Below are 23422 nucleotides of genomic sequence, written 5' to 3' on the forward strand. Positions count from 1 at the left end.
CTGCGGGCAGTTCACGGGTTCTGGGCAAAACCGTCGGGGCACCCCTGAAAACTTGGACACCAGGTAACCCGCACATCCCGGGCCGGGTGGGAAAGTCAACACCAAACTGTCTCGCGGTGGGTGGGCACGTCGGACACCAAACTGTCCTGCGCTGATCATCTGGGTGATCTGAGAATTCTTCGGGAATGAGGGTGGGTGGCTGACTGACGGATTCGGGACAGCGGGCGGGCCGCTGCGCCCGACACAATGGATTCGTGGCCACGGGGGCGGCTGAGCCCGTTCGAATCTCCGCCAGGATCCGGGACGGCTTGGCCGACTCCGTGGTTCTTCTCTGCTATCTGCTGTTGGCGCTCTGGGTTGCGCGAGGGCTCTGGGGCGGGCCCAGCAGTCGGCTGCTCTACAACCATGATGATCAAGGTTTCTTCATGGCCATGCTTGCCCATGGCGAGCGGGTGGTCTTTTACGGGGATTCGCCGTTCTACACCGATCGGCTCAACTTTCCCGATGGTGTGAATCTGATGGCCAACACCTCGGTGCTGGCCATCAGCCTTCCGCTCGCTCCGGTCACCCATGAGTTCGGGCCGGCTGTCTCGTTCGCGGTGATGCTTACCGTGGCTCTCGCCGGGACGGCGGGGGCCTGGTGGTGGCTGTTGTCCCGGCATCTGGTGGAAAGCCGGGTCGCGGCCTTTGCCGGTGGGCTCTGGATCGGGTTCGCGCCCGGCTTCGTCCTGCACACCAACGGGCAACCCAATCTGGCCTGCGGGTTCGTGGTGCCGTTCATCGTCTGGCAGGTCATCCGGCTTCGGGAACCGGGGCGGCGGTGGCGCGGCGGTGCGCTCCTCGGCGTACTCATCGCGGTGCAAGCCTTTGTCGGCGAAGAGTTTCTGTTGCTGCTGGCGATCACGCTCGGGTTCGTCGCCTTCTTCTTTGCCTTCAGCCGGCCGCCGGTGCGCGATTTCCTGGCCGGGCTGCTGGTGGCGGCGGGCGTGGCCGGAGTGTTGCTGGCCTATCCGCTCTACTGGCAGTTCTTCGGGCCGGGGCATTACTCGGGGCTGCCGTTCCGGCCGGATCTCTATGCGACGCCGCTCGGGTCGATCGTCGCCTATCCGCGTGGGGTGCTGGCCGGCAATGACGCGATTGCCAAACGGGTCGGCGGCGGAAGTCTCACCGAGGACGCCACGTTGTGGGGGCCCGGCGCCTGCCTCATGCTCTTGGTTTCGATGGCGTTGTTGTGGCGGTCGGTGGCGGCTCGGTCGGTGGCGCTCGCCGGTCTTGTCCTGCTGGTCATGTCATTCGGCAGCCGGTTGCGGATCACCAAGGCCACCTCGATCGGACCGGCTCCGCTCGGCTGGCTGGACCGGCTTCCCGTGTTCGATCTGGTGAGCACGTCCCGATATGCGCTGGCCACCACGACGATTGTCGGGGTGCTGTTCGCGCTGGCCGGCGACCGGGTTCGGCGGTGTTCGCGCCTTTGGCGCGGGGCGTTCTGGGGCGGAATGGCGGTGGCCATGGTTCCGCTGTTCCCGCTTCCGCTGCACACCCGGCCGGCGCCACCGACGCCGGCCTTTTTCGCCGACGGGAATTGGCGCTCCTATGTGCCGGACGGCCGGAGCGTGGTCATCGTGCCGCTACCGGCCATGGTCACCGGCCGGGACGGCATGCGCATCGCGGCCCTCAATCATCTGGATTTTCCGGTGCCGCGCGGCTATTTCCTCGGCCCCAAGGATCCGCCGCGCGACAATTCGGGATCCTGGTCGCCGCCGGCGCGCTACACGGTCCTGCTCCTCGACGGCATTCGCCGGACCGGCCGCGTGCCGGTGCTGATCGGCGGCGAGCGGCAGGCGGTGCTCTCCGATCTGCGCTATTGGCGGGCCGCGATCGTCGTCCTGCTGCCCGCCGCCCCGCACCGGGCCGCGGTGCGACGAGTGCTGATCTCGGTGCTCGGGCCGCCCTCGGCCGTCGGCGGCGTCGAGCTGTGGCGGGTGCCGGCCGAGGCATGACATCCATGACAAATGTCATGGGTGCTTTACCGGGTGGGGATTAATAAACTTTCTTAAAGATTGATCGCGGTCTTTCCTCCTTCCCCCCATCCCCAGGAGGTCTCATGAAGAGGCTGCTCATTGCCGGGGCCGGCGTCGTCGCGCTCGCGGCGGGCGGTATCGCGGTGGCTGCCCAAGCCGATGCCGCCACGCTCAGCAGCAACTGGTACGCGTCGGCGCCGTACCTGATGCCGTTCGACAACAGCCCGCCCGACCCGGTCGAAGTCATGAACGCCACCGGGCAGAAAGCGTTCCAGCTCGCCTTCATCCTCGCGCCCAACGGTGGCGGCTGCACGCCCACCTGGGACGGCACCCGGGCCGTTTCCGGCGATACCGAAGCCGCCGCGATGATCTCCCGGATCCGGGACAACGGCGGTGACGTGAGCGTGTCGATCGGCGGATACGGCGGCACCAAACTCGGGCAGACCTGCGGAACGCCCGAAGCCACCGCGGCCGCCTATCAGCAGGTCGTCACCAAATACGGACTCAAGGCGATGGACTTCGACCTCGAAGAACCGGAGTACGAGAACACCGCGGCCGTGCACAACGAGGTCGGGGCGGCCCGGATCCTGCAACAGAACAATCCGGGGCTGTACGTCTCGATCACCACCGCCGGGACCGCGTCCGGCACCGGCTGGTTCGGCACCCAGATGCTGCTCGAAGCGAAGTCGCAGGGATTTACCCCGGCCAATTTCTCGATCATGCCGTTCGACGGCGGGTTCAACGGCGGCGGCTCGCAGGTGTCGGCGCTCGAGGCGTTCCACACGATCCTTATGAACACGTTCGGCTGGGACTCTTCCACGGCGTACGCCCATGAAGGCATTTCGCAGATGAACGGGCGCAGTGACGCCGGCGAGTACTTCTATCAGGCCGATTTCCAGACCACGCTCGACTACGCGACCAGCCACAAGCTGGCCCGTTACACGAACTGGTCGGTCAACCGGGATCGGCAGTGCGCCGACCCGAACCAGAGCACCACCTCGGGCACCTGCAGCAGCGTGCCGCAGACGGCCTGGGAGTTCACGAAGTATTCGGCGCGCTTCGCGGGGGCGACCCCGCCCACCTCGACCCCGACGACGACGCCGACCACCGCCCCGACCACATCGCCGACCGGCGGCGCCTGCTCGGTGCCGGCCTGGAGCGCCACCGCGGTCTACACGGCCGGCAACACGGCGAGTCAGAACGGCCACAAGTACACGGCGAAGTGGTGGACGCAGAACGAGTCGCCCGCCACCCACAGCGGCCAGTGGGACGTCTGGGCCGACAACGGCACCTGCTGAATCGCACATCACATCTGCCCGTCGCCCCCGGACCGGGGGCGACGGGCAGAATCAAGATCATGCCGACCGACGCGTTCAGCCTGCGGTCGGTTGCCTTTCCGGTGTACGGGCCATCGATGCTCTTCGGGTTCTCCCAAGGGGTCATCGCGCCGGTCATCGTGATCAGCGCGATCGACCGGGGCGCCAGTGTGGCCGCGGCCGGGCTGATCGTGTCGCTGGTCGGCATCGGGTCGATCCTGTCGAACATTCCGGCCGGGGTCATGACGACCCGGTTCGGCGAACGCCGGTCGATGCTCGCGGCCGCGGCACTGAGTGCCGCCGGGATCGCGGTGTGCCTGTTCGACCTCGGCCTGTGGATATTCGCCGCCGGGGTCTTCGCGCTCGGCATCGCCGGGGCGGTGTTCCAGCTGGCCCGGCAGTCCTACCTGACCGAGGTGGTGCCGATCGGGATGCGGGCGCGGGCGATGTCCACGCTCGGCGGGGTGGTGCGGATCGGCGCGTTCGTCGGCCCGTTCGCCGGGGCCGGCGTGATCAAGCTGGCCGGGCTGGACGGCGCCTACGCGATGTCGCTGGTCGCGATCGTGGCCGCCGGTCTCATCGCCTACACCGTGCCCGACCTCGACGAACACTCCTCGTCCGCGGGCGTCTCGACGTCCGGGATCGTCCGCGAGCACTGGCGCACCCTGGTCACCCTCGGTGCCGGGGTGCTGCTGCTGGCCGCGATCCGGCAGACCCGGCAGGTCGTCATCCCGCTCTGGGCGCACCACCTGCACCTGGACGCGAGCACCTCGTCGATCCTGTTCGGCGTCTCCGGCGCGGTCGAGGCGCTGGTGTTCTACCCGGCCGGGCTGGTCATGGACCGGTGGGGGCGGCGGGCCGTGGCGGTGCCGTGCACCCTGGTCATGGGCCTGTCCTTCCTGGCCCTGCCACTGACCCACAGTGCGGTCGCGCTCGGCGCGGTGGCGATGGTGATCGGCCTGGGCAACGGAATCGGCTCCGGCATCGTGAACACTCTCGGCGCCGACGCCGCCCCGGCGCTGGGCCGGCCCACGTTCCTCGGCGTGTGGCGGGAGCTCGCCGACGGCGGCGCGGCGCTCGGCCCGGTGCTGCTGTCCGCGGTCACGGCCGTGGCCGGCCTGGCCTCCGGCATCGTCGTCTCCGGCTTGGTCGGCCTGGCCGCGGCCGCCACCCTGTACCGCTTCGTCCCACGCACCGTCCCACGCGCAGCTTCGCCGCCAGTCTCGCCGCCAGTCTCGCCGCCCGCCCTGCCGCCCGCCCTGCCGCCCGCCCTGCCGCCGGCCTCGCCGCCCGCCGAACGCGGCTGACCGGTAGCGGTGCGTATGACAGATGCCATGTTGCTGACGTCGCGCCAGCTCATCGCCCGGGCGTGCGGTGCGCCAGCTCATCGCCCGGGTGAGTCGCGCGTCAACTCATCGCCTGCTTGACCAGCGCCGCGATCCGGGACTCGGCGTCCGGGGTCAGCTCGGTCAGGGCGAACGACACCGGCCACATCGCGCCGTCGTCCAGGTTGGACTGGTCGCTGAAGGTCAGCGTGGCGAACCGGGTCTTGAACTTCGCGGCCGGCTGGAAGTGGCAGACCACCTTGCCGTTGCGGGCGTAGGCCGGCATGCCGTACCAAAGCTTCGGGGTGATCTCCGGTGCATTGTCTTTGATCACGGCGTGCACCCGCTCGGCGAGCTCCCGGTCGGTGCCGGTCATCTCGGCGATCTTCGCGAGGACGTCGGCCTCGGTGTCCGGGCCCTTCTTCAGCTCCTTGGCGCGCTCCTTCATGGCGGCGCGCTCCTCGTCGGTGAACTTCTTCGTAGCCATGACTGGATTCCCCTTCAGTTGCCCGCCTGGCGGCGGGTCGACGTGTCCATGCGGTTCTCGGCGTTGGTGATCGCGATGGCCAGCAGCAGCGCGGCCAGCTCGTTCTGGTCGAAGTGGGTGGCGGCGACGTCCCAGACCCGATCCGGCACCGGGTCCGGCTCCATCCGGGTGACCGCCTCGGTCAGCGCCAGCGCGGCCCGCTCCTCGGCGTTGAACCAAGGCGTGTCCCGCCACGCGGCGACCGCGTGCAGCTGGTCCGCGGCGGCGCCGTGGCGGGCGGCCCGCTCGACGCCCTGGGCCACGCCGTGGGCGCAGCCGTTGATCTGGCTGGCCCGAAGGTGACACAGCGCCAGCAGCCGGCCGTCCAGCCCGGCGTCGGCAACGGCTGTGCCGAGGGCATCCAAGGCTGCTGCCGCCCCGGCGACCAGGGTCACCGGATCCGCCATCCGCTCGGTCCGCATCACGCCTCCTTTCCCCTCGGGGCTTCGGTCGTTGCCTTAGCTCCATCGGCCGTGGCCTGCACGCTGTCGCTTGCCGCCTACACCCTGTCGGCTGCAGGCTTCGCTCTGTCGGCTGCCGTGTTCGCTCCTTCGGCCGCCGCCTTCGCTTCGGCCGTTGCCGCGTTCGTTTCCTCGGCGGCCATTCGCTTCGTCCGCTGCCGGCTTTGCTTCGTCGGCTGCCGCGATCGCTTCCTTGGCCGCCGGCTTGGTTCTGCCAGCTGCGGACAGGTGTCATCCGACCACCCGGCCGCGCCGCCGCGCGCCGTCGGTGGGACACCGTGGGACACTCCGAGACGTCTTGACCAGCGAAAATGTGCCGCATGGCTGGTTGGGCGGGACGGGACAAGTACGGTGTTGCACGTGTCGAGCCCGCAGGAGCGCCTGGTGGCCCAGCTCGCCGCCATCCGGGAGTTGAGCGGCCTCAGCCTGCGTTCGCTCGCCCGGGAATCGGGGCTGAGCAGCTCCTCGCTGTCGCGTTACTTGACCGGCCGGCTCGTTCCGCCGTGGGAGGCAGTTGTCGCGCTGTGCCGAGTGGTCGGCCGTGACCCCCGGCCGCTGCGGGCGGTCTGGGCCGAGGCCACCAAGGCCGGCGCCGCACCCGCTCCACGGCGCAACGATCTGCCCGCCGACCTGTTCGACTTCACCGGGCGCGAGGCGGAAGCCGGGCAGATCGAAGAGCTGTTGCGGACGACCGGCGCGGCCTGTGTCGACGGCATGGCGGGGGTCGGCAAGACCAGCCTGGCCCTGCACGTGGCGCACCGGCTGGCCGCGGCCTACCCGGACGGCGGCCGCTACCTCGACCTGCAGGGTTTCACGCCGGGCCAGGAGCCGCTCGAACCGCAGGCCGCCCTCGCCCGGCTGCTGGCCGGCCTCGACCTCACGCACCTGCCACCCGGCGCCGCCGAACGGGCCGCGCTGTGGCGATCGGAGCTGTCCCGCCGCCGCGCGCTCGTGGTGCTGGACAACGCCGCCGACGCCGAACAGGTCCGCCCGCTGCTCCCCGGCGCCGGGAAGTCAGCCGTCCTGATCACCAGCCGCAACCGCCTGGTCAGCCTGGACGGCGTGCCGCCGGTGTCGCTGGCGCCGCTGACGGACGACGATGCGGCCACCCTCTTCGCCCGCGCAGCCGGGCTGGCCCCGGCGGACTCCGGTCGTGCGGCCGGGTCGGCGCTCGGCAGTACCGCTCCGCCCGCCGGGCTGACCCCGGGGGACTCCGGTCGTGCGGCCGGGTCGGCGCTCGGCAGTACCGCTCCGCCCGCCGGGCTGACCCCGGGGAACTCCGGTCGTGCGGCCACCGGCCCGGCCCCTGGCGGCGCCGCTCGGGCCGCCGGTGAGCCTGGTCGCGGTGGTGGGCTTGCGCACGGCGAGGAGGAAGCGATCGGTCTGGTGTTGCGGCAATGCGGTGGGTTGCCGCTGGCGCTGCGGATGGCGGGGGCCCGGCTTCGCCACCGGCCCGGCTGGACGGTGGCCGTGCTGGCCGAGCGGCTGCGTGACAACGCCGGTCGGTTCGATGCCGTCTTCGGGATGTCGCTGCAGCAGCTCGACGCCGGTTCTCGCCGTGTGTTTCGGCTGCTCGGCGTGCTGCCGGGGGCCGACTTCGAGGCCGGCGTCGCGGCCGCGCTCGCCGATCTGCCGCCGGCCCAGGTCGAGGCGATCCTCGACGAGCTGATCGACGCCCACCTGGTGCAGGAGACCGTGCCCGGGCGCTACCGGATGCACGACCTGATCCGCCGCTACGCCGCGGACCTCGCCGCCGAGGAGGAGCCGCGGGCGGACGACGCGGTGCGTCGCGCGGTCGGCCATTATCTGGCGCAGGCCGTCACCCACGACCGGATCCTGCCGTCGCCGCAGCGGCCCCGGCCCGACCCGGGCGACCCGGCGCTGGCGATGGCCTGGTTCGATCTCGAATACGTCAACCTGGTCGCCGCCTTCGACGCGGCGATACGGCTCGGCGCCGACGAGGTCGTGGCCGAGCTCCCGCAGGCCATGCGGGTCTGGTTCTTCCGGCACCGCGGCACCGACGACCAGGTGCACATGCTCGAGGCCGCCGTGTCCGCCGCCGAACGGCTGGACACAGGCCTCGGCATCACTGCGGCTCCAGGGGAGGGCGGCGCTGCTGCAGCTCCGGATGAGGGCGGTGCTGCGGGTTCGGGCGAGGGCGGTGCTGGTTGGCGTTCGGGTGAGGGCGGCGCTGGGCCTTCGGGTGAAGACAGCGGGCGGCGAGTTGCCTCGCTTCTCGTGGAGCTTGGCTTTGCCTATGCGGCGGCGGGTCGGCTGACCGAAGCGCTCGGTGCTTACGAACGGGTCGAGCCTGGCGACGGTCTGGCGGCCGCGGTGGCGTTGCGGATCGGGTTTGTGCGGCGGGATCTCGGTGAACTTGTGGCGGCTCGGGCTGACTTTCGGCGGGCCCGGGCGCAGTTTGCGGAGCTGGGGAATCGGGCCGGGGAGTCGCAGGCGCTTGCCTTCGAGGGCTGGGTGGCGCTGCGCCTCGGCGATCGGGCGGAGGCGGTGGAGTTGGCTCGTGCCTCGATCGCGCTTGCCGACGGGCCGGCTCGGATCACCGGGCTGGTGACGCTCGGGGTGGCGCTGGCGGTGGACGACCGGGCCGAATCGCTGCGTGTTCTGGGTGCGGCACTGAGCTTGGCCGAGCAGCACGACCTTCGGCACAACCAAGCCTGGTGTCACAACGGGCTGGGTGTCGCGCTGCGGATGGCCGGCTCGCCCGCGGAGGCCCTGCGGCATCACGAAAAGGCGCTGGAGCTGCTGAAACCGCTCAACGAGGTGCAGCTGGAGATCGACTGCCGGCGCGAGTACGAGGAGACCCGCCGGGCGGCGGGACTTCTCGACGGATAGCGGCCCATCAAGCGGCAGGCGCCGGGGACGGTGTCGGGTGGTGGGGAGGCGTACCCGTACCTATCGCAAGAATCCCTTCGCTAGATCGCGCGCCTCGGCGTGGGCCAGACGCCTGCCCTCGGCGGCGTCGGCGGTGACCAGGTTGGGGCGGAAGTGGACGCTGCGGATGTCGTCGATGCCGGCCCAGCGCAGCCAGTCCTCGAGGTACGGCACCTGGGAATCGGTGCCGAAGGCGGGGTATACCGCGCTCGTGTAGATGACCGCTGCGCGTTTGCCCTGCAGCAAGCCGCGGTAGCCGTCGGCCGGGTCGAAGCCGAAGACCAGGCCGGGCTGGCTGATGACGTCGATGAACTGCTTGAGGATGTACGGGATTCCGGCGTTCCACATCGGCACGCTGAACACGTATCGGTCGGCGGCGTCGAAACGGTGGAACGTGGCTACCGCGGCGTCCCAGGCGGGGCTGTGGGGTTCGGCGCCGGCGAAGACGGCCATCTTGGCGGCGGCCGCCTCGGGGCCGAACGCCGGGAGGGTGCCGTCCCACAGGTCGTACTCCTCGATCGGAACCTCCGGTGACCCCGCGCGGACCGTGTCGAGGAAGGTGGTGGCGATGGCCCGTGACTCGGAGGCCTCGCCGCGGGGTGAGGCCGAGATGTGCAGGACGGTGGTCATGGCGACTCCTTAAAGAATGCGTGCGCACGCACATTATTAGATCGATGCGTGCGCACGCACAAGAGTTGGGTAGGCTCTCGTGATGAGCGACACCGATCCGGCCGCCTGGGCGGCGCTGCTGCGGGTGCACGCGGCGCTGGTCCCGCTGATCGACCGCGAGTTGCAGGCCGCCTGCCGGCTGCCGCTCACCTGGTACGACGTGCTTCTGGAGCTGAACTCCGCGCCCGGCCGCCGGCTGAGCATGGGGGAGCTGGGCCAGGTGGCGGTGGTCAGCCGCACCCGCGCGAGCCGGGTGGTCGATCAGCTGGCCGACGCGGGTCTGGTCGCTCGCGAGGTCAATCCGGACGACCGTCGCTCCGCCTACGCGACGATCACCGAGGCGGGGCGGGATCGGCTGCGCGCCGCCGCCCCGGTCTATCTCGAGGCGATCCGGCAGCACTTCACCTCGCGGATGACGGCCACCGAGGCGCGTACGGTCGCGGCCGCGCTGGGAAAGGTGCTCAATTAGGGTCATCCGACCGATTCGGCGGCCGCGACCGGGTGGCAACCCTTGCCGGTATGACCACGCCGACCCCGGTTCTCTTCATCCCCGGCCGCCGGCCGCACACCTCATGGCAGCCGTGGCGCGACCTCTTCGAGGCCCGCGGATTCGCCCCGATCGAGCCCGGAGGGCCGGTCACGCCCCGAGGGCCGGTCACGCCCGGAGGGCCGGTCACGCCCGGAGGGCCGGGCGCGGCCGGTGAGCTGATCGAGCCCGGAGGGTCGGGTGCGCTGATCACGCCCGGTGAGCCGGCCGCTGGTCTCGGCGATGTCGCTGAGTACTACGCGCGGATCATCGCGGACCTGCCGGCCGCGCCGGTCATCGTCGGTCATGCGTTCGGCGGCCTGTTGACGCAGAAGCTGCTCTGCTCGGGCCTCGGCCGGGCCGGAGTCGCCATCAGCCCGGCTCCGTTCGTCGTGCCCGAGCCAGGAGAGGCGCCGATCGTCGACATCGCCAGTACTGCCCGCGGTCCGCTCCTGCTCATCTCCGGACAGCTGGACCAGGACGTGCCGGACGCGGTCACCCGGGCCACCTACCGGCTGTACGGTGACTCGGCCGCGACCACCGACCTGAAGCAGTTCGCCGACCGCGGCCATTCGCTGACCACCGACGCCGGGTGGCGTGCGGTCGCCGACTACGTTCTCGGCTGGCTGTGCCGGCAGGGCATCAAGTGAAGATCCGTTCGCTGAATCGGGTCCATTCCCGCCACATGTCGATCGTGGGTTCGCGCAGCCAGTTGAGCTGGATGCCGTCCATGAACGAGTAGATCTCGACGGCCAATTCGCGATCGTCGCCGAGCAACTCGGCCATCATCGTGGTGCCCGTGCGGAGCCGGTCGGCGAAGTACGCGTGGGCCGGGTGCGCCGGGTCGAGCGCCTCGGCGGCCAGCACGGTGTAGAGCCGGACGATCTCCGGCTGGCCGAGGTTGCGCCGGACGATGCTGTCCAGGATCTCCCGCGGGGAGAGCCCGGCGGCATTGTCGAGGATGACCGCGTTGTCCCGCTCGTCGCGCAGGGCCAGCACGTCCAGCAGCAGCTGCTCCTTGGAGCCGACGTGGTGCAGGACGCCGGCCCGGGTCAGCCCGGTGGCCTCGGCGAGCGCCTTGATCGAGAAGCGGTGGTAGCCGATCCGGGCGATCAGTGCGGTCGCCTCGTCGACGAGCTGTGCGCGGCGCACGTCCGCGGTCAGCCGTACCCGCTTGACGGTCATGGAAAGGATCGTAAACTCCATCTTACCTACACTGGTGTCGGTAAGGGGATTTGCGATGACGACCTTCGATAACGCGGTGCAGCGGGTACGGGCCGGGGCGGACCTCGCCGCCGAGACCGACGCCCTGCTGGCCGAGCTCACCGCGGCCGAGAAGCTCTGGCTGCTCGACGGCGACGACGACTTCTGGCCGGGCATGGCCGAGATGGCGGCCGGCTACAACCTGCGGCCGATCGTGATGGGCGCCGTCGACCGGCTCGGCCTGCCCGGCCTGCGGTTCAGCGACGGCCCGCGCGGCGTGGTGATGGGCGCCTCGACCGCGTTCCCGGTCTCGATGGCCCGCGGCGCCACCTGGGACCTCGGCCTGGAGGAGCGGGTCGGCATCGCGATCGGCCGGGAGATGCGGGCCCAGGGGGCGAACTTCTTCGGCGGCGTCTGCATCAACCTGCCGCGGCATCCGGCCTGGGGCCGCGTCCAGGAGACGTACGGCGAGGACCCGCTGCTGCTCGGCGAGTTCGGCGCCGCCCTGGTCCGCGGGGTGCAGCGCAACGCGATGGCGGTGGCCAAGCACTACGCGCTCAACAGCATGGAGAACGCCCGCTTCTCGGTGGACGTGACCGCCGACGAGGCCACCCTGCACGAGGTGTTCCTGCCGCACTTCCGCCGGGTCGTCGAGGAGGGCGTCGACGGCATCATGACCGCCTACAACTCGGTCAACGGCGAATGGGCCGGCCAGAACGAGGAGCTGATGGAGGGCATCCTGCGCGGCCGGTGGGGCTTCGCGGGGGTGACCGTCTCCGACTTCATCTTCGGCCTGCGCGACGCGCACGCCTCGCTGCGGGCCGGCCTCGACGTCGAGGAACCGTTCCGTCAGCAACGGGCAGAGCAATTAACCACCGCGGACGAGTACGTCGATCGGGCGGCCCGCCGCATCCTGCGCACCCAGCTGGCCTTCCACGCCCGTGACCTGGAGCCGGAGCCGTCCGCCGCGGTCGTGTTCGGGGCCGAGCACCGCGAACTGGCCCGGGAGGTCGCCCGCCGGTCGATGGTGCTGCTGACGAATGACGGTTTACTTCCGCTCGACGCGAGCGCGCTCGGCAGCGTCGCCGTCATCGGGCGTCTGGCGGCGACGGCCAACACCGGGGACCACGGGTCGTCGGACGTGCGGTCCCCGGCGGTGGTCACGGCGGTCGAGGGACTCACGGCCGCGCTCGACGGCGTACGCATCAAGCAGGTGACCGACGACGATGCGCAGGCCGCCGCGGAGGCCGCACGCGACGCCGACGTCGCGATCGTGGTGGTCGGCTACACCGCCGCCGACGAGGGTGAATACCTCGGCGCGGACACCATGGCCGACCCGGCGTTGCAGGCCCTGTTCCCGCCGGTGCCGGAGGGTGCCGCCGGCTTCGACCTGTCGCAGGCGGCGGCCACGATGGGCGGCGCGGCCGGCGGCGACCGGGCGAGCCTGCGGTTGCTCCCGGCCGACGTGGCGATGATCCGTTCGGTCGCCGCGGCGAACCCGCGCACCGTGGTGGTGATCGTGACGGCCGGCGCGGTGATCACCGAGGAGTGGCGCGACCAGGTGCCGGCTGTGCTGATCGGCTGGTACAGCGGGGTCGAGGGCGGCCACGCACTCGCCGACGTGCTGCTCGGCAAGGTCGACGCGGCGGGCCGGCTGCCGTACTCGATCCCGGTGAGCGAGGAGCACCTGCCGTTCTTCGACCGCACGGCCACGAAGATCGAGTACGACCGGTGGTTCGGCCAGCGGCTTCTCGACCGGGACGGGCACGCGGCCGCCTTCCCGCTCGGGTTCGGGTTGTCCTACACGACGTTCGGCCTCGGCGGCCTCGCGCTGGCGCCGGTCGGGGGCGAGAGCTTCACCGCCACGGTGGGCGTCACCAATACCGGTGACCGGGCCGGCCGCCACGTGGTTCAGCTCTATGGCGTGGTCGAGGCGGTGGACTTCCCGCGGCGGGTGCTGCTCGGCTTCGCGCCGGTCGTGCTGGCGGCGGGGGAGACGGCCGAGGTGACGGTGACCGGCTCGACCAGGCCGTTTCAGCGGTGGACCGCGGCCGGCTTCGTGCCCGCCGCCGACGAGGTCGTGGTCGAGGCGGCCGCCTTCGCCGGCGACCCCGCCGCATCTACCGCGCCGCTCCGGCTCCGGGGTAGGGTGACAGCGAATTGAAACTAACTTTCGTCTAGTGAGAGTTGAGTCTGGTGGGCGACTACGACGAGCTCCTCCGCGCGCTGGACCTCCCGGCGAAGGTGCGGCTGCTGACCGGGGCGTCGTTCGCCGCGCTGCACGGTGACCCGGCCATCGGGTTGGCGCCGATGACCTTCTCCGACGGGCCGACCGGCGTGAAGGGGCAGTCGATGAGCGGCGGGCCGCTGGCCTGCCTGCTGCCGAACGCCACCGCGCTGGCCGGCACCTGGAGCGAGGAGCTGCTGCTCGCGGCGGGGGAGCTGCTGGCCGGCGAGGCGGTGCGCCAGGGCGTGCACGTCGTGCTCGGGCCGACCATCAACCTGCATCGCAGTCCGCTGGCCGGCCGGGTGTTCGAGTCGTTCTCCGAGGACCCGTTGCTGACCGGGAAGCTGGCGGCGGCGTACATCAAGGGGGTGCAGAAGCGTGGCGTGGGCACCTCGCTGAAGCACTTCGTCGCGAATGACGCCGAGACCGAGCGGCAGACGGTGGACAACCGGGTCGACGAGGCGACGCTGCGCGAGGTCTACCTGCTGCCGTTCGAGATCGCGATCGAGGACGCCGACCCGTGGACCCTGATGGCCGCCTACAACGCGATCAACGGGGTCACCGCCACCGAGCACGACGCCCTGCTCAACGGCGTGGTCAAGGGCGAGCTCGGCTACCACGGCCTGATCATGTCGGACTGGTTCGCGACCAGGTCGGTCGCCGCCGCGGCCGGCGGGCTCGACCTGGTGATGCCGGGGCCGTACGGGCCGTGGGGTCAGGCTCTCGTCGACGCGGTTGCGGAGGGCGCGGTCGCCGAGGAGGCCATCGACGACCACGTCCGGCGACTGCTGCGGCTGGCCGATCGGGTCGGTGCGCTCGGCAGCCCGCGCGCGCACCCAGAAGATCCGCCCGCGCCGGACGATCCTCAGCGCCGTGCGCAGTTGCGGGACATGGCAGCCGCCGGCATGACGGTCCTGACCAATGACGGGGTTCTCCCGCTCGGAAGTGAAAACAGAATCGCCCTGATCGGCGTGCCGGCCACCGACACCGTCCTGCTCGGTGGCGGATCCTCGATGGTCACCGCCCCGCATCAGGTGTCGATCGCGGACGGGCTGACCGCGGTCCTCGGCGACCGGGTCCGGTTCGCCGGTGGCGTCGAGGTGCGCACCACCCCGGCGCCGGCCCGCGCCGGTTTCGTGACCGATCCGGTCGACGGCCGCCCGGGCATCCGGGTGCGGCTGATGACCGGCGACGGCGACGAACTGACCGACGACCACATGGCCGACGCGCAACGGATCATCGGCTTCGACAGCGGGCTGGCCGGCCCGGTCGGCCGGGTCCGGCTCAGCGCGCGCCTCGACCACAAGGGCCCGGTCCAGCTCGGGGTCCTGGGCCTGGGCTCGTGGGTGCTGACCGCCGGCGCGCTCCACGAGGAGTTCGTGGTCGAGCCGCTCACCGGCATCCCGGGCGAGGCCATCCTGGCGCCGCGCCCGCACACCCTGATCGTGGACCTGGACGGCCCGGTCGTCGTCGAGGCCGAACTCGACCTCGGCCGCACCGAGCACGCGCTGGTCGGCCTCATCGCCCGGCCCGCGCCCAAGACCGACGAGGAGGCCATCGCCGACGCGGTCCGCGCGGCCCGGGGCGCCGACCTCGCCGTCGTGGTCGTCGGGCTCACCGACGAGCAGGAGACCGAGTCCCGGGACAAGACCACCCTGGCCCTGCCCGGCGCGCAGGACGCCCTGGTCGAAGCGGTCGCCGCCGTCGCGCCCCGGACCGTGGTCGTGGTCAACTCGGCGACCCCGGTGCTGCTGCCGTGGGCCGATCGGGTCGACGCGATCCTCGCCGTCGGGCTGCCCGGCCAGGAGGGCGGGCACGCGGTCGCCGCGGCGCTGCTCGGCGACCTGGAGCCGGCCGGACGCCTGGTCAGTTCCTGGCCGATCGCGGACGGCGCCGGCCCCGCCTGGTCGGTGACCCCCGAGGCCGGGGTGCTCGAGTACGCGGAGGGGCCGTTCGTCGGCTACCGCGGACACGCGGCCGGCCGGGCGCCGGCGCCCCGCTACTGGTTCGGGCACGGCCTCGGGTACGGCCGATGGGAGTACGCGGACGCCCGCGCCGACCTGGCCGGGCCGGCACCACGGGTGACCGTCGCCGTCCGCAACCTGGCCACCCATACGTCCCGGGAGGTTGTTCAGGTCTATTTCCAGCCCGCCGATGCCGGGCAGCCGGTTCGCCTGGTCGGCTGGGCCGGAGCCGAGGTCGGGCCGGGCGCGACCGCCGACGTCACGGTCGAGTGCGATGCCCGCCTGTGGCGGCGCTGGGACACATCCGCCCACCGCTGGGCAGACCTCGATTTGGCGGGCGAACTGCTCATCGCACGCGGTCTGGGAGATATCCGCCTACGCGCCGCCGTGGAACCCAACGGCAACCTGCACAGGGCTTAACTTCGCCAGGTCCGGGCCGCTGAAGAGGGCGTGCAGCAGACGGAAGAGGAGACCGCGCGGCTGGCGGCCGTCGACAGCTACGGGCTGTTCGGCGCCGACCGCTCCGAGTTGCTCGACGGTCTGGCCCGGATCGCCGCGTCGGCGTTCGACGTGCCGATGGCGTCGGTGACCCTGGTGCACGAGGAACAGCAGTGGTTCACCGGGAGCATCGGCCTGGCCGAGCCGGGGACGAGCCGGGCGGTGTCGTTCTCCGCGCGGCTGCTCGGCGACCCGCGACCGCTGGTCGTCCCGGACACCCGCGACGATCCGTCGACCCGCTTCCTGCCGCACGTGACCCAGACACCGCCGATCCGGTTCTACGCCGGGGTGCCGCTGATCGACGCCGACGGGCACGTTCTCGGCTCGGTGGCGGTCTTCGACCGGGAGCCCCGACTGGTCGGCCCGGCCCGGATGGAGCTGCTCGCGAATGTGAGCACCCAGGCGTCCGCCCACCTGCAAGCGTTGCGGACCAGCCGGCTGCTCATCGCCCGGACGGCCGAACTCCACCGGCGCGGCGAGAAAACCGACGACATGCTCACCACCGTCTCGCACGAGCTGCGGACGCCGACGGCGGCCATGCTCGGCTACCTGGAGATGCTCGCCGAGCAGCCCGGAGCGGCGGCGCACCGGGCTGCGCTCGCGCGGATCGAGCGAGCCGGCCAGGATCTGATCAAGATGCTGGAGACGGTCCTGGCCTCATAGGAAGTCGAGGTCGGCCCCCAAGCGGGCCTGCTGGACGCGTTCGGCGTACAGCCGCCGCCAGCCACGCTGCGGTGGGCGGACCGGTGGCACGTACTCGGCTCGCCGGCGTTCGAGCTCCTCCTCGCCGACCAGAAGCTCGAGGCGCTGGGCCTTCACGTCGAGCTCGATGATGTCGCCGTCGCGCACCAGCGCCAGCGGTCCGCCCACGGCGGCCTCGGGCGAGCCGTGCAGGATCACCGTCCCGTACGCGGTGCCGCTCATCCGCCCGTCGGAGATCCGCACCATGTCGCGGACGCCCTGCTCGGCGAGGTAGCGCGGGATCGGGATCGCGCCGGCCTCGGGCATGCCGATCGCGGCCGGCCCGATGTTGCGCAGCACGAGCACGTCGTCCGGTTCGATCCCGACCGCCGGGTCGTCCATCCGCTCGGCCAGGTCGTCCAGCGAGTCGAAGACGACGGCCTTCCCCCGGTGCGACATGAGGTGCGGGGAGGCCGCCGCGGCCTTGATGATCGCGCCGTCCGGGAACAGCGACCCGTGCAGCGCGACCAGGGCACCGGCCGGCTTCAGCGGCTCGCCCAGCGGCCGGATCATGTCCTGGTGGCCGGCCGGCGGTGCCCAGCCGTCCAGCAGCTCGCCCATCGTCGGCCCGCCGACCGTGACCGGGGAGCGGTGCAGCAGCGGTTCGAGCTCCTTGAGCAGGGCGGGCATGCCGCCGGCGATGTGCATGTCGGGCAGGTAGCGGCTACCGGCCGGCTTGGCGTCGACGAGCACCGGCACCCGCTGGGACGCGGCGTGGAAGTCGTCGATGGTCAGCTCGATGCCGAGCCGGCGGGCGATCGCGGTCAGATGGATGATCGCGTTGGTCGAGCCGGAGATCGCGGCCAGCGCGACCATCGCGTTCTCGAACGCCTCCCGGGTCAGGATCTCGGACGGGCGCAGGTCGGCGACGGCCAGCTCGACCGCCCGCCGCCCGGTCGCGACCCCGAGGCGCAGCCGCTCGGACGACACCGCCGGTGCGGTGCCGGCCCGGGGCAGGGTCATCCCGAGCGCTTCGAGGACGCAGCCCATGGTCGACGCGGTGCCCATCACCATGCAGGTGCCGGCGGTCGGGCAGAGCTCGGTGTTGACCTCGGCGATCTCGTCCTCGTCGAGCACGCCGCCGCGGTAGTCGGTCCAGAGCCGGCGGCAGTCGGTGCAGGCCCCGAGCCGTTCGCCGCGCCAGTTGCCGGTCATCATCGGGCCGACGACCAGCGAGATCGCCGGGATGTCGGCCGAGGCCGCGGCCATCAGCTCGGCGGGCACCGTCTTGTCGCAGCCGCCGAGCAGGACGACGGCGTCCATCGGCTGGGCGGTGATCTGCTCCTCGACCTCCATCGCCATCAGGTTGCGGAAGAGCATGCTGGTCGGGTTGACCAGGATCTCCGGGATGGACATGGTGGTGAACTGGAACGGGATCCCGCCCGCCTCCAGGACACCGCGTTTGACCGCGTCGAGCAGGGCCGGCATGTCCCGGTGGCAGGTCGTGTAGTCGGAGGCGGTGTTGGCGATGCCGATCACCGGCTTGGACAGGTCGACGGCGTCCAAGCCGGCCGAGGCCAGGAAGGCGCGGCGCAGGAACTTGGAGAAGCCGGCGTCGCCGTAGCTGGTCAGTTTGCGGTCGAACCCACCGGTGCTCACAGCGCCACGCTCACGTATTTGACGTGGGTGTAGTCGAGGATGCCCTCGGTGCCGCCCTCGCGGCCGAACCCGGATTTCTTGACGCCGCCGAACGGCGCCTCGGCGGTGGCGATGGCCATGTGGTTGACCGCCACCATGCCGGCCTCGATGCCGTCGGAGGCGGCGAACGCGGTGTTCAGGTCGCGGGTGAACACGTAGCCGGCCAGGCCGAACTCGGTCGAGTTCGCCTTGCGCAGGGCGTCCTCCAGGGTGCTGAACGTGCCGATCGGCGCGACCGGCGCGAACGGCTCGTCGACCATGATGGTGGCGGTGTCCGGCACGCCGGTCAGGACGGTGGGGGAGTAGTAGTGCCCGGCCGGGAACCCGTCGGGGCGCCGGCCGCCGTATGCGACCGAGGCTCCGATCGCCTCGGCGTCGGCGACCAGGTGTTCGGCCGCGCTGAGCCGGCGGGCGTTGGTGAGCGGGCCGACGTTGGTGGCCGGGTCGCGCCCGTCGCCGATCCGCAGGTCGCGGGTGGCCGCCACGAAGTGCCGGGTGAACTCGTCGGCGGCCGGTTCCTGGACGAAGAACCGGCTGGGCGAGGCGCACACCTGGCCGGCGTTGCGGAATTTCGCGCCCACGCACAGCCGGGCCGCGGCCTCGATGTCGGCGTCGGCGAAGACCAGGACCGGAGCGTGCCCGCCGAGTTCGAGGGACACCTCGGTCAGGGATTCGGCGGCCGCCCGCATGATGGCCTGCCCGACCGGCACCGACCCGGTCAGGCTGACCTTGGTGACGGCGGGGGCGGCGATCAGCAGCGGGCTCATCATGGTGGCGCTGCCGGTCAGGGTCTGGATCGTCTCGCCGGGAAGGCCGGCGTCGAGCAGCGCCTGCACGATCATCAGGGTGGTCAGCGGGGTTTCCTGGGCGGGGACGACGATGACCGCGCAGCCCGCGGCGAGCGCCGGGGCGATCTTGCGGGAGGCCAGCAGGGCCGGGAAGTTCCAGGTGCTGAACGCGGCCACGACCCCCTTGGGTTCGTGCCGGACGAAGATCCGGGAGCCCGGGCCGTGGCCGTCGACGATGCGGCCGTAGATCCGGCGCGCCTCGTCGGCGTACCAGTCGTACTGGTCGGCGGTGGCGAGGGTCTCGGCCCGGGACTCGGCGAGGGGTTTGCCCTGCTCGGTGGTCATCACCAGGGCGATCTGCTCGACCCGGTCGCGGATGAGTTCGGCCGTACGGCGTAGCACGCGGCTGCGTTCCCAGGCGTTGGTGGCGCGCCAGATGCCGAACCCGCGGGTGGCCGACTCGACCGCGGCCGCGACGTCGGCCTCGGTGGCGGCGGCGACCTCGGCCACCGGGGTCTCGGTGGCCGGGTCGGTGACCACGAAGGTCGCCTTTCCGGCCGCGTCGGTCCAGGTGCCGCCGAGCAGAAGCTGGTGCGGGACCGGGAGGTCGAAGGTGCTCAAATCGTCATCCCCTTGCGTAGTTCCTGGGTGCTGGCGACCCAGCTGCCGACGTTCCACCGGCCGAACGAGCCGAAGCCGCCGAGCGGGTCCTCGCCGAAGTAGACGGGTACGTGGATGAGGGCGACGCCGTCGTGGGCGTAGGCCTGGTCGAGGGCGGCGCGAAGCTCGTCCTCGGTGTAGCCGCCGTGCAGGGCGCGGACCCCGCCGACGGCGGCGGCCCAGGCGACGTAGTCGACCTCGACCTGGTCGTTGGTGCCGTAGTCGGTGCCGTACTGGGCGCGCTGCAGCGAGGAGATGGCGCCCTGCCGGCGGTTGTCGAGCAGGACGACCACCCCGCGGGCGCCGTGCTGGACGCCGTCGATGAGGGCCTGCGGGTTCATCGTGAACGAGCCGTCGCCGGTCATCGCGACCGCGTAGAAGGAGCGGTCGGCGAGCGCGGAGCTCAGCAGCGCCGAGGTCGCGAAGCCCATGTAGCTGGCGCCGGTCTCGGTGAAGGTGCGGCCGAGCCGGTCGTCCTCGTTGGCCTGGAAGCCGTTGGCCTGCACGTCGCCGGCGTCGAAGAAGGTGACGGCGTCGCGTTCGCGGGCCCAGTCGCCCACGGTCCGCAGGACGGCCGGCTGGGTGAGTACCTCGCGCTGCCAGACGTCGTCGCGCAGCCGGGGGTTCTCGTACCGTTTGGCCTTGAACGCCTCCCACGCGACCTTGGCGTCGGTGTTGGCGCGGGCCCAGGCCGAGTCCAGGCCGTGGGGTTGCGCGCCGAGCCGGCGCAGCGCACCGATCAGGCCGTCGAGGGTCGGAGCGGCGTCACCGACCAGTGCGAGGGTCCGGGCGTAGTGCATGGCCGCGTCCGGGTCGGTGTTGATGTTGATGACCCGGTCGACCTGCGGGTAGCCGGTGCGCGACATGTCGGACTGGCACACCGCCCGGGAGCCGATGGCGAGCAGCAGGTCGGCGTTCTCCATCGCGTGGTTGCCGCTGATCGAGCCCTTGGACCCGCCGACGCCCTGGTTGCGCGGATGCGCATAGGGGAGGGTGCCGAGCGCGATCGGCGACGTGACGGCGAACCCGTCGACCAGGTCGAGGAGCTCGGCGATCTGTGGTCCCGCGCCGCGGGCGCCGCCGCCGACCCGGACCACGACCCGGTCGGCGGCCAGCAGCGTCCGGGCGGCGTCGTCGTACCGCCCGGCGTCGAGGGCGGCGCCCAGCGGTGGCGGATGGCCGGTCGGCAGCGAGTCGAGCGCGAACCGGGTCAGCAGGCCGGGCTGGGTGTTGATCGGCAGCAGCAGGAAGAACGGCCGGGCGCGGTGCGGATGGTCGACCGCGTTCAGGCCGCGCCGCAACGCCTCGGGCAGCGCCTCCGGGGTGTGCAGCGTGTAGGCCGGGCCCATCTCCGAGCACAGCCGCAGGAACCGCTCCTGCCGGTCGCCGGGGATCTCCTGCATGTTCGGGCCCTCGGCCTGGGTGGTCTCGTCGGCGTAGAGGTGCCACACGCCGATGCCGTCGCTGGCCGCTGCCAGGCTGCCGGCCAGGGCCTGCAGGGCGCCGGGGCCGATCGAGGTGATCACCGCGGCCTGCTCGCCGGTGACCCATCGCAACGCTGTTGCCGCGTGGGCCGCCTCGACCTCGTTGCGCACCGGGTAGGTGCGCAGCACGCCGTGCTTCTGGTACACGCGGAGCACCTCGGCGACGTCGGTCGAGCCGTGGCCGAAGATCCCGACGTACCGGGTGACGCCCTGGCGGAGCAGCCCGAGGACCACGGCCTCGGAGAGGGTGAGGTCGACCCGGGGAGGGATGGCGCCGGCCGCGAGGGCGGCGTCGAGGGTGCCGTGCCCGGCGATGGCGAGGGCGCGAGCTTCCCGGTCTGTGGTGACGTCCGTCATGCCGGAACCGTACAACAGCGTTGCCGATATGACTACGGATGACGCTGGCAAGAACCCGGAGCGCGTGGGAAAGCCAAGGAGAAGGTGCTGGAAGCGGCAACGTGGAAATCTGTTGGCAACAGCATTGACGCTACGGCAACAGGCCGGTTAGCTTGTGATCGTGAGCACAGACGAAGCACGTGGACGCGGCGGCACGCTCGAGTCGGGCCTCGACATCATCGAGGCGCTGGTCGAGCGCACCACGCCGGCCGGCGTCACCGAGCTGTCCGCCGCCCTGGGCATGGACAAGGGCAACCTCCACCGGTTGCTCAAGGTGCTGGAGGCCCGCGGCTGGGTCATCCAGGACCCGGAGACCCGGCGCTACACCCCGACCGCGCACATCATCGGTCTGGCCGGCGCCCTGCTGCGCAAGCTCGACCTGCGCAACGCGGCCGAGGGCGTCTGTGCCCGCCTGCTCGAACGGACCGGCGAGTCGATCCACCTCTCGGTGGTGACCTCGACCGGCCCGGTCTACGTCCTGCAGCGGCGGCCGCCGTTCCGGGTCAGCATCGCCACCGAGGTGGGGGCGCGTCCGCCACTGCACGCCACCGCGACCGGCAAGTCGATCCTGGCCTACATCGACGACCAGCGCCGGTCGGAGTGGCTGACGGCGCCGTTCGAGAAGTTCACCTACCGCACCCACGGTGACCTGGCCTCGCTGGAGCGCGATCTCGCCGAGATCCGCACCCGGGGCTTCGCCATCGACGATGAGGAGTTCAACCCCGGTGCCCGCTGTGTCGCGGTGCCGATCTTCGGCCTCGAAGGTGAGGTCATCGGTTGCGTGGGGATCTCCACCCCGACGCAGCGTGTGTCGTTCGGCGACATGACCAAGCTCGCCGACGCCTGCCTCTCGGCCGCCCGCGAGATCACCCAGAACATGGGTGGCCCGGTCGACCGGCACCCCGAGGCCGCCTCCTGGATCGAGGCCGGCCCGACCCAGGGCTGACCTGCCCGAAATCTCCCGAGCAACACCTCTTCCGTCGGCATGCCCGCATGCCGGCCGCTCCGCCCTGCGCAAAAGAAGGCGAGGACCCCCCATGAAAATAAAAGCGATCGTGTCGCTCACCGCTGTACTGCTGATGTCCGCCTGCGGCTCCTCCACGGATTCCGGCTCGAAGTCCGACGGCACCCTCACCATCGGGGTCTCCTACCCGACCGCGAACAGCCCGTTCTGGAAGGCGTACACCGACTTCGTCCAGGACGGCGCGAACCAGCTCGGCATCAAGGTCAACCTGGTGGCGGCCGACGGCAATGAGCAGAAGCAGCTCTCCGACGTGCAGAACCTGATCAGCCAGGGCGTCGACGGGATCATCGTGACCCCGCAGTCGACGTCGATCGCGCCGAGCATCCTGCGCGCCACCACCCAGGCGAAGATCCCGACCGTGGTCACCGACCGCTACCCCGGTTACGAGCCGGGCACCAACACGGCCGCCGACTACGTCGCGTTCATCGGCCCGAACGACGAGCAGGCCGGCCAGGGCATCGAGCAGGCCCTCGCGGCCGCGGGCGGCACCAAGATCCTGGCCCTGGGCGGGGTCCCCGGCAACTCGGTCGCCGAGGGCCGCAAGGCCGGTCTGGAGAAGGGCATCGCGGCCGACGGCGCGACGGTCGTGCAGTACCAGTCGGCCGGCGGCGAGTCGGAGGAGAACGGCCTGTCCACCGCCGAGAACCTCCTGCAGGCGCACCCGAAGGGCCAGGCGAACGCGTTCTGGTGCTACAACGACAACCTCTGCATGGGCGCGATCAAGGCGGTCAAGAACGCCGGCCGCTCCGGTGAGTTCGTCTTCGGCGGCATGGACCTCACCCCGGCCGCGATCACCGCGATCGAGGACGGTTCCTACACGATCAGCTTCGGCGGCCACTGGCTGCAGGGCGGCTTCGGCCTCGGCATCCTCTACGACAAGATCAAGGGCACCGACCCGGCCGAGAAGCTGGTCAAGCTCAACCTTCTCAAGGTCGACAAGACCAATGTGGCCGAGTTCAAGGCGAAGTTCATCGACAACCCGCCGAAGTACGACTTCAAGCAGATCAGCCGCGCCGAGAACGGCGGTCAGACGCCCAAGTACGAGATCACGCTGGGCAACTGA

General features: G+C 71.2%; 17 protein-coding genes and 1 pseudogene. 11 read left to right on the forward strand and 7 right to left on the reverse strand.

The genetic code is table 11. From position 1 onward, the window contains the following. Positions 1–425: 425 nt before the first annotated feature. The 3 genes and pseudogenes from Adu01nite_RS12035 (at position 426) to Adu01nite_RS12045 (ending at position 4644) form a co-directional block, all read left to right on the forward strand. Positions 426–2000 (forward strand): glycosyltransferase family protein, encoded by a 1575-nt coding sequence (locus tag Adu01nite_RS12035; RefSeq protein WP_203726701.1) that lies wholly within the window; start codon positions 426–428, stop codon positions 1998–2000. A 1163-nt stretch (positions 2001–3163) separates the two neighbouring features. Further along, positions 3164–3316: pseudogene (locus tag Adu01nite_RS49095) on the forward strand (carbohydrate-binding protein); the annotation flags it as partial. A gap of 62 nt (positions 3317–3378) precedes the next feature. Next, positions 3379–4644: an MFS transporter gene (locus tag Adu01nite_RS12045; RefSeq protein ID WP_203726703.1), complete on the forward strand. Its 1266-nt coding sequence runs from the start codon at positions 3379–3381 to the stop codon at positions 4642–4644. A gap of 100 nt (positions 4645–4744) precedes the next feature. Here Adu01nite_RS12045 and Adu01nite_RS12050 read toward each other — a convergent pair whose 3' ends face one another. Both Adu01nite_RS12050 and Adu01nite_RS12055 read right to left on the reverse strand, forming a co-directional pair. Next, positions 4745–5149, reverse strand: a complete 405-nt coding sequence (locus Adu01nite_RS12050) for an iron chaperone (protein ID WP_203726704.1) — start codon at positions 5147–5149, stop codon at positions 4745–4747. 14 nt (positions 5150–5163) lie between these two features. After that, a complete protein-coding gene (locus Adu01nite_RS12055; RefSeq protein WP_203726705.1) occupies positions 5164–5610 on the reverse strand; it encodes a carboxymuconolactone decarboxylase family protein in 447 nt (148 codons plus the stop codon). 399 nt (positions 5611–6009) lie between these two features. On the opposite strand from Adu01nite_RS12055, the gene Adu01nite_RS47730 reads away from it, so the two are divergent. Then, positions 6010–8502 (forward strand): tetratricopeptide repeat protein, encoded by a 2493-nt coding sequence (locus Adu01nite_RS47730; RefSeq protein WP_307836629.1) that lies wholly within the window; start codon positions 6010–6012, stop codon positions 8500–8502. A 60-nt stretch (positions 8503–8562) separates the two neighbouring features. Here Adu01nite_RS47730 and Adu01nite_RS12070 read toward each other — a convergent pair whose 3' ends face one another. Continuing rightward, entirely contained in the window at positions 8563–9171 is a 609-nt protein-coding gene (locus tag Adu01nite_RS12070) for an FMN-dependent NADH-azoreductase (protein WP_203726706.1), read from the reverse strand. Between the two features lie 82 nt (positions 9172–9253). On the opposite strand from Adu01nite_RS12070, the gene Adu01nite_RS12075 reads away from it, so the two are divergent. Then, positions 9254–9679 (forward strand): MarR family winged helix-turn-helix transcriptional regulator, encoded by a 426-nt coding sequence (locus Adu01nite_RS12075; protein WP_203726707.1) that lies wholly within the window; start codon positions 9254–9256, stop codon positions 9677–9679. Positions 9680–9729: 50 nt separating this feature from the next. Next, on the forward strand, positions 9730–10386 hold the full coding sequence (locus Adu01nite_RS12080; protein ID WP_203726708.1) for an alpha/beta hydrolase: 657 nt from the start codon (positions 9730–9732) through the stop codon (positions 10384–10386). Here Adu01nite_RS12080 and Adu01nite_RS12085 read toward each other — a convergent pair. After that, entirely contained in the window at positions 10379–10921 is a 543-nt protein-coding gene (locus tag Adu01nite_RS12085) for a TetR/AcrR family transcriptional regulator (RefSeq protein WP_203726709.1), read from the reverse strand. The two genes, Adu01nite_RS12080 and Adu01nite_RS12085, sit on opposite strands and share 8 nt — an antisense overlap. 55 nt (positions 10922–10976) lie before the next feature. Here Adu01nite_RS12085 and Adu01nite_RS12090 point away from each other — a divergent pair, with 55 nt between their 5' ends. The 3 genes from Adu01nite_RS12090 to Adu01nite_RS12100 are packed head-to-tail and all read left to right on the forward strand — an operon-like array spanning position 10977 to position 16291. Continuing rightward, complete coding sequence (locus tag Adu01nite_RS12090) at positions 10977–13103, forward strand: glycoside hydrolase family 3 protein (protein ID WP_203726710.1); 2127 nt, start codon at positions 10977–10979, stop codon at positions 13101–13103. A gap of 32 nt (positions 13104–13135) precedes the next feature. Then, positions 13136–15550, forward strand: a complete 2415-nt coding sequence (locus Adu01nite_RS12095) for a beta-glucosidase family protein (protein ID WP_239132331.1) — start codon at positions 13136–13138, stop codon at positions 15548–15550. Positions 15551–15580: 30 nt separating this feature from the next. Next, complete coding sequence (locus tag Adu01nite_RS12100; RefSeq protein WP_203726711.1) at positions 15581–16291, forward strand: sensor histidine kinase; 711 nt, start codon at positions 15581–15583, stop codon at positions 16289–16291. Here Adu01nite_RS12100 and Adu01nite_RS12105 read toward each other — a convergent pair. The 3 genes from Adu01nite_RS12105 to Adu01nite_RS12115 are packed head-to-tail and all read right to left on the reverse strand — an operon-like array spanning position 16286 to position 21296. Continuing rightward, a complete protein-coding gene (locus tag Adu01nite_RS12105) occupies positions 16286–17968 on the reverse strand; it encodes a dihydroxy-acid dehydratase (protein WP_239132332.1) in 1683 nt (560 codons plus the stop codon). The genes Adu01nite_RS12100 and Adu01nite_RS12105 overlap by 6 nt on opposite strands. Next, a complete protein-coding gene (locus Adu01nite_RS12110; RefSeq protein ID WP_203726712.1) occupies positions 17965–19416 on the reverse strand; it encodes an NAD-dependent succinate-semialdehyde dehydrogenase in 1452 nt (483 codons plus the stop codon). Before Adu01nite_RS12110 ends, Adu01nite_RS12105 begins: the two co-directional genes overlap by 4 nt. Beyond that, complete coding sequence (locus Adu01nite_RS12115) at positions 19413–21296, reverse strand: thiamine pyrophosphate-dependent enzyme (RefSeq protein ID WP_203726713.1); 1884 nt, start codon at positions 21294–21296, stop codon at positions 19413–19415. The genes Adu01nite_RS12110 and Adu01nite_RS12115 overlap by 4 nt, the downstream gene beginning before the upstream one ends. Before the next feature lie 160 nt (positions 21297–21456). Here Adu01nite_RS12115 and Adu01nite_RS12120 point away from each other — a divergent pair, with 160 nt between their 5' ends. Beyond that, entirely contained in the window at positions 21457–22281 is an 825-nt protein-coding gene (locus tag Adu01nite_RS12120; RefSeq protein WP_203726714.1) for an IclR family transcriptional regulator, read from the forward strand. A gap of 91 nt (positions 22282–22372) precedes the next feature. Further along, on the forward strand, positions 22373–23422 hold the full coding sequence (locus Adu01nite_RS12125) for a substrate-binding domain-containing protein (RefSeq protein WP_203726715.1): 1050 nt from the start codon (positions 22373–22375) through the stop codon (positions 23420–23422).

This window comes from Paractinoplanes durhamensis, assembly GCF_016862175.1.
In the GTDB taxonomy this organism is placed as follows: Bacteria; Actinomycetota; Actinomycetes; order Mycobacteriales; family Micromonosporaceae; genus Actinoplanes; species Actinoplanes durhamensis.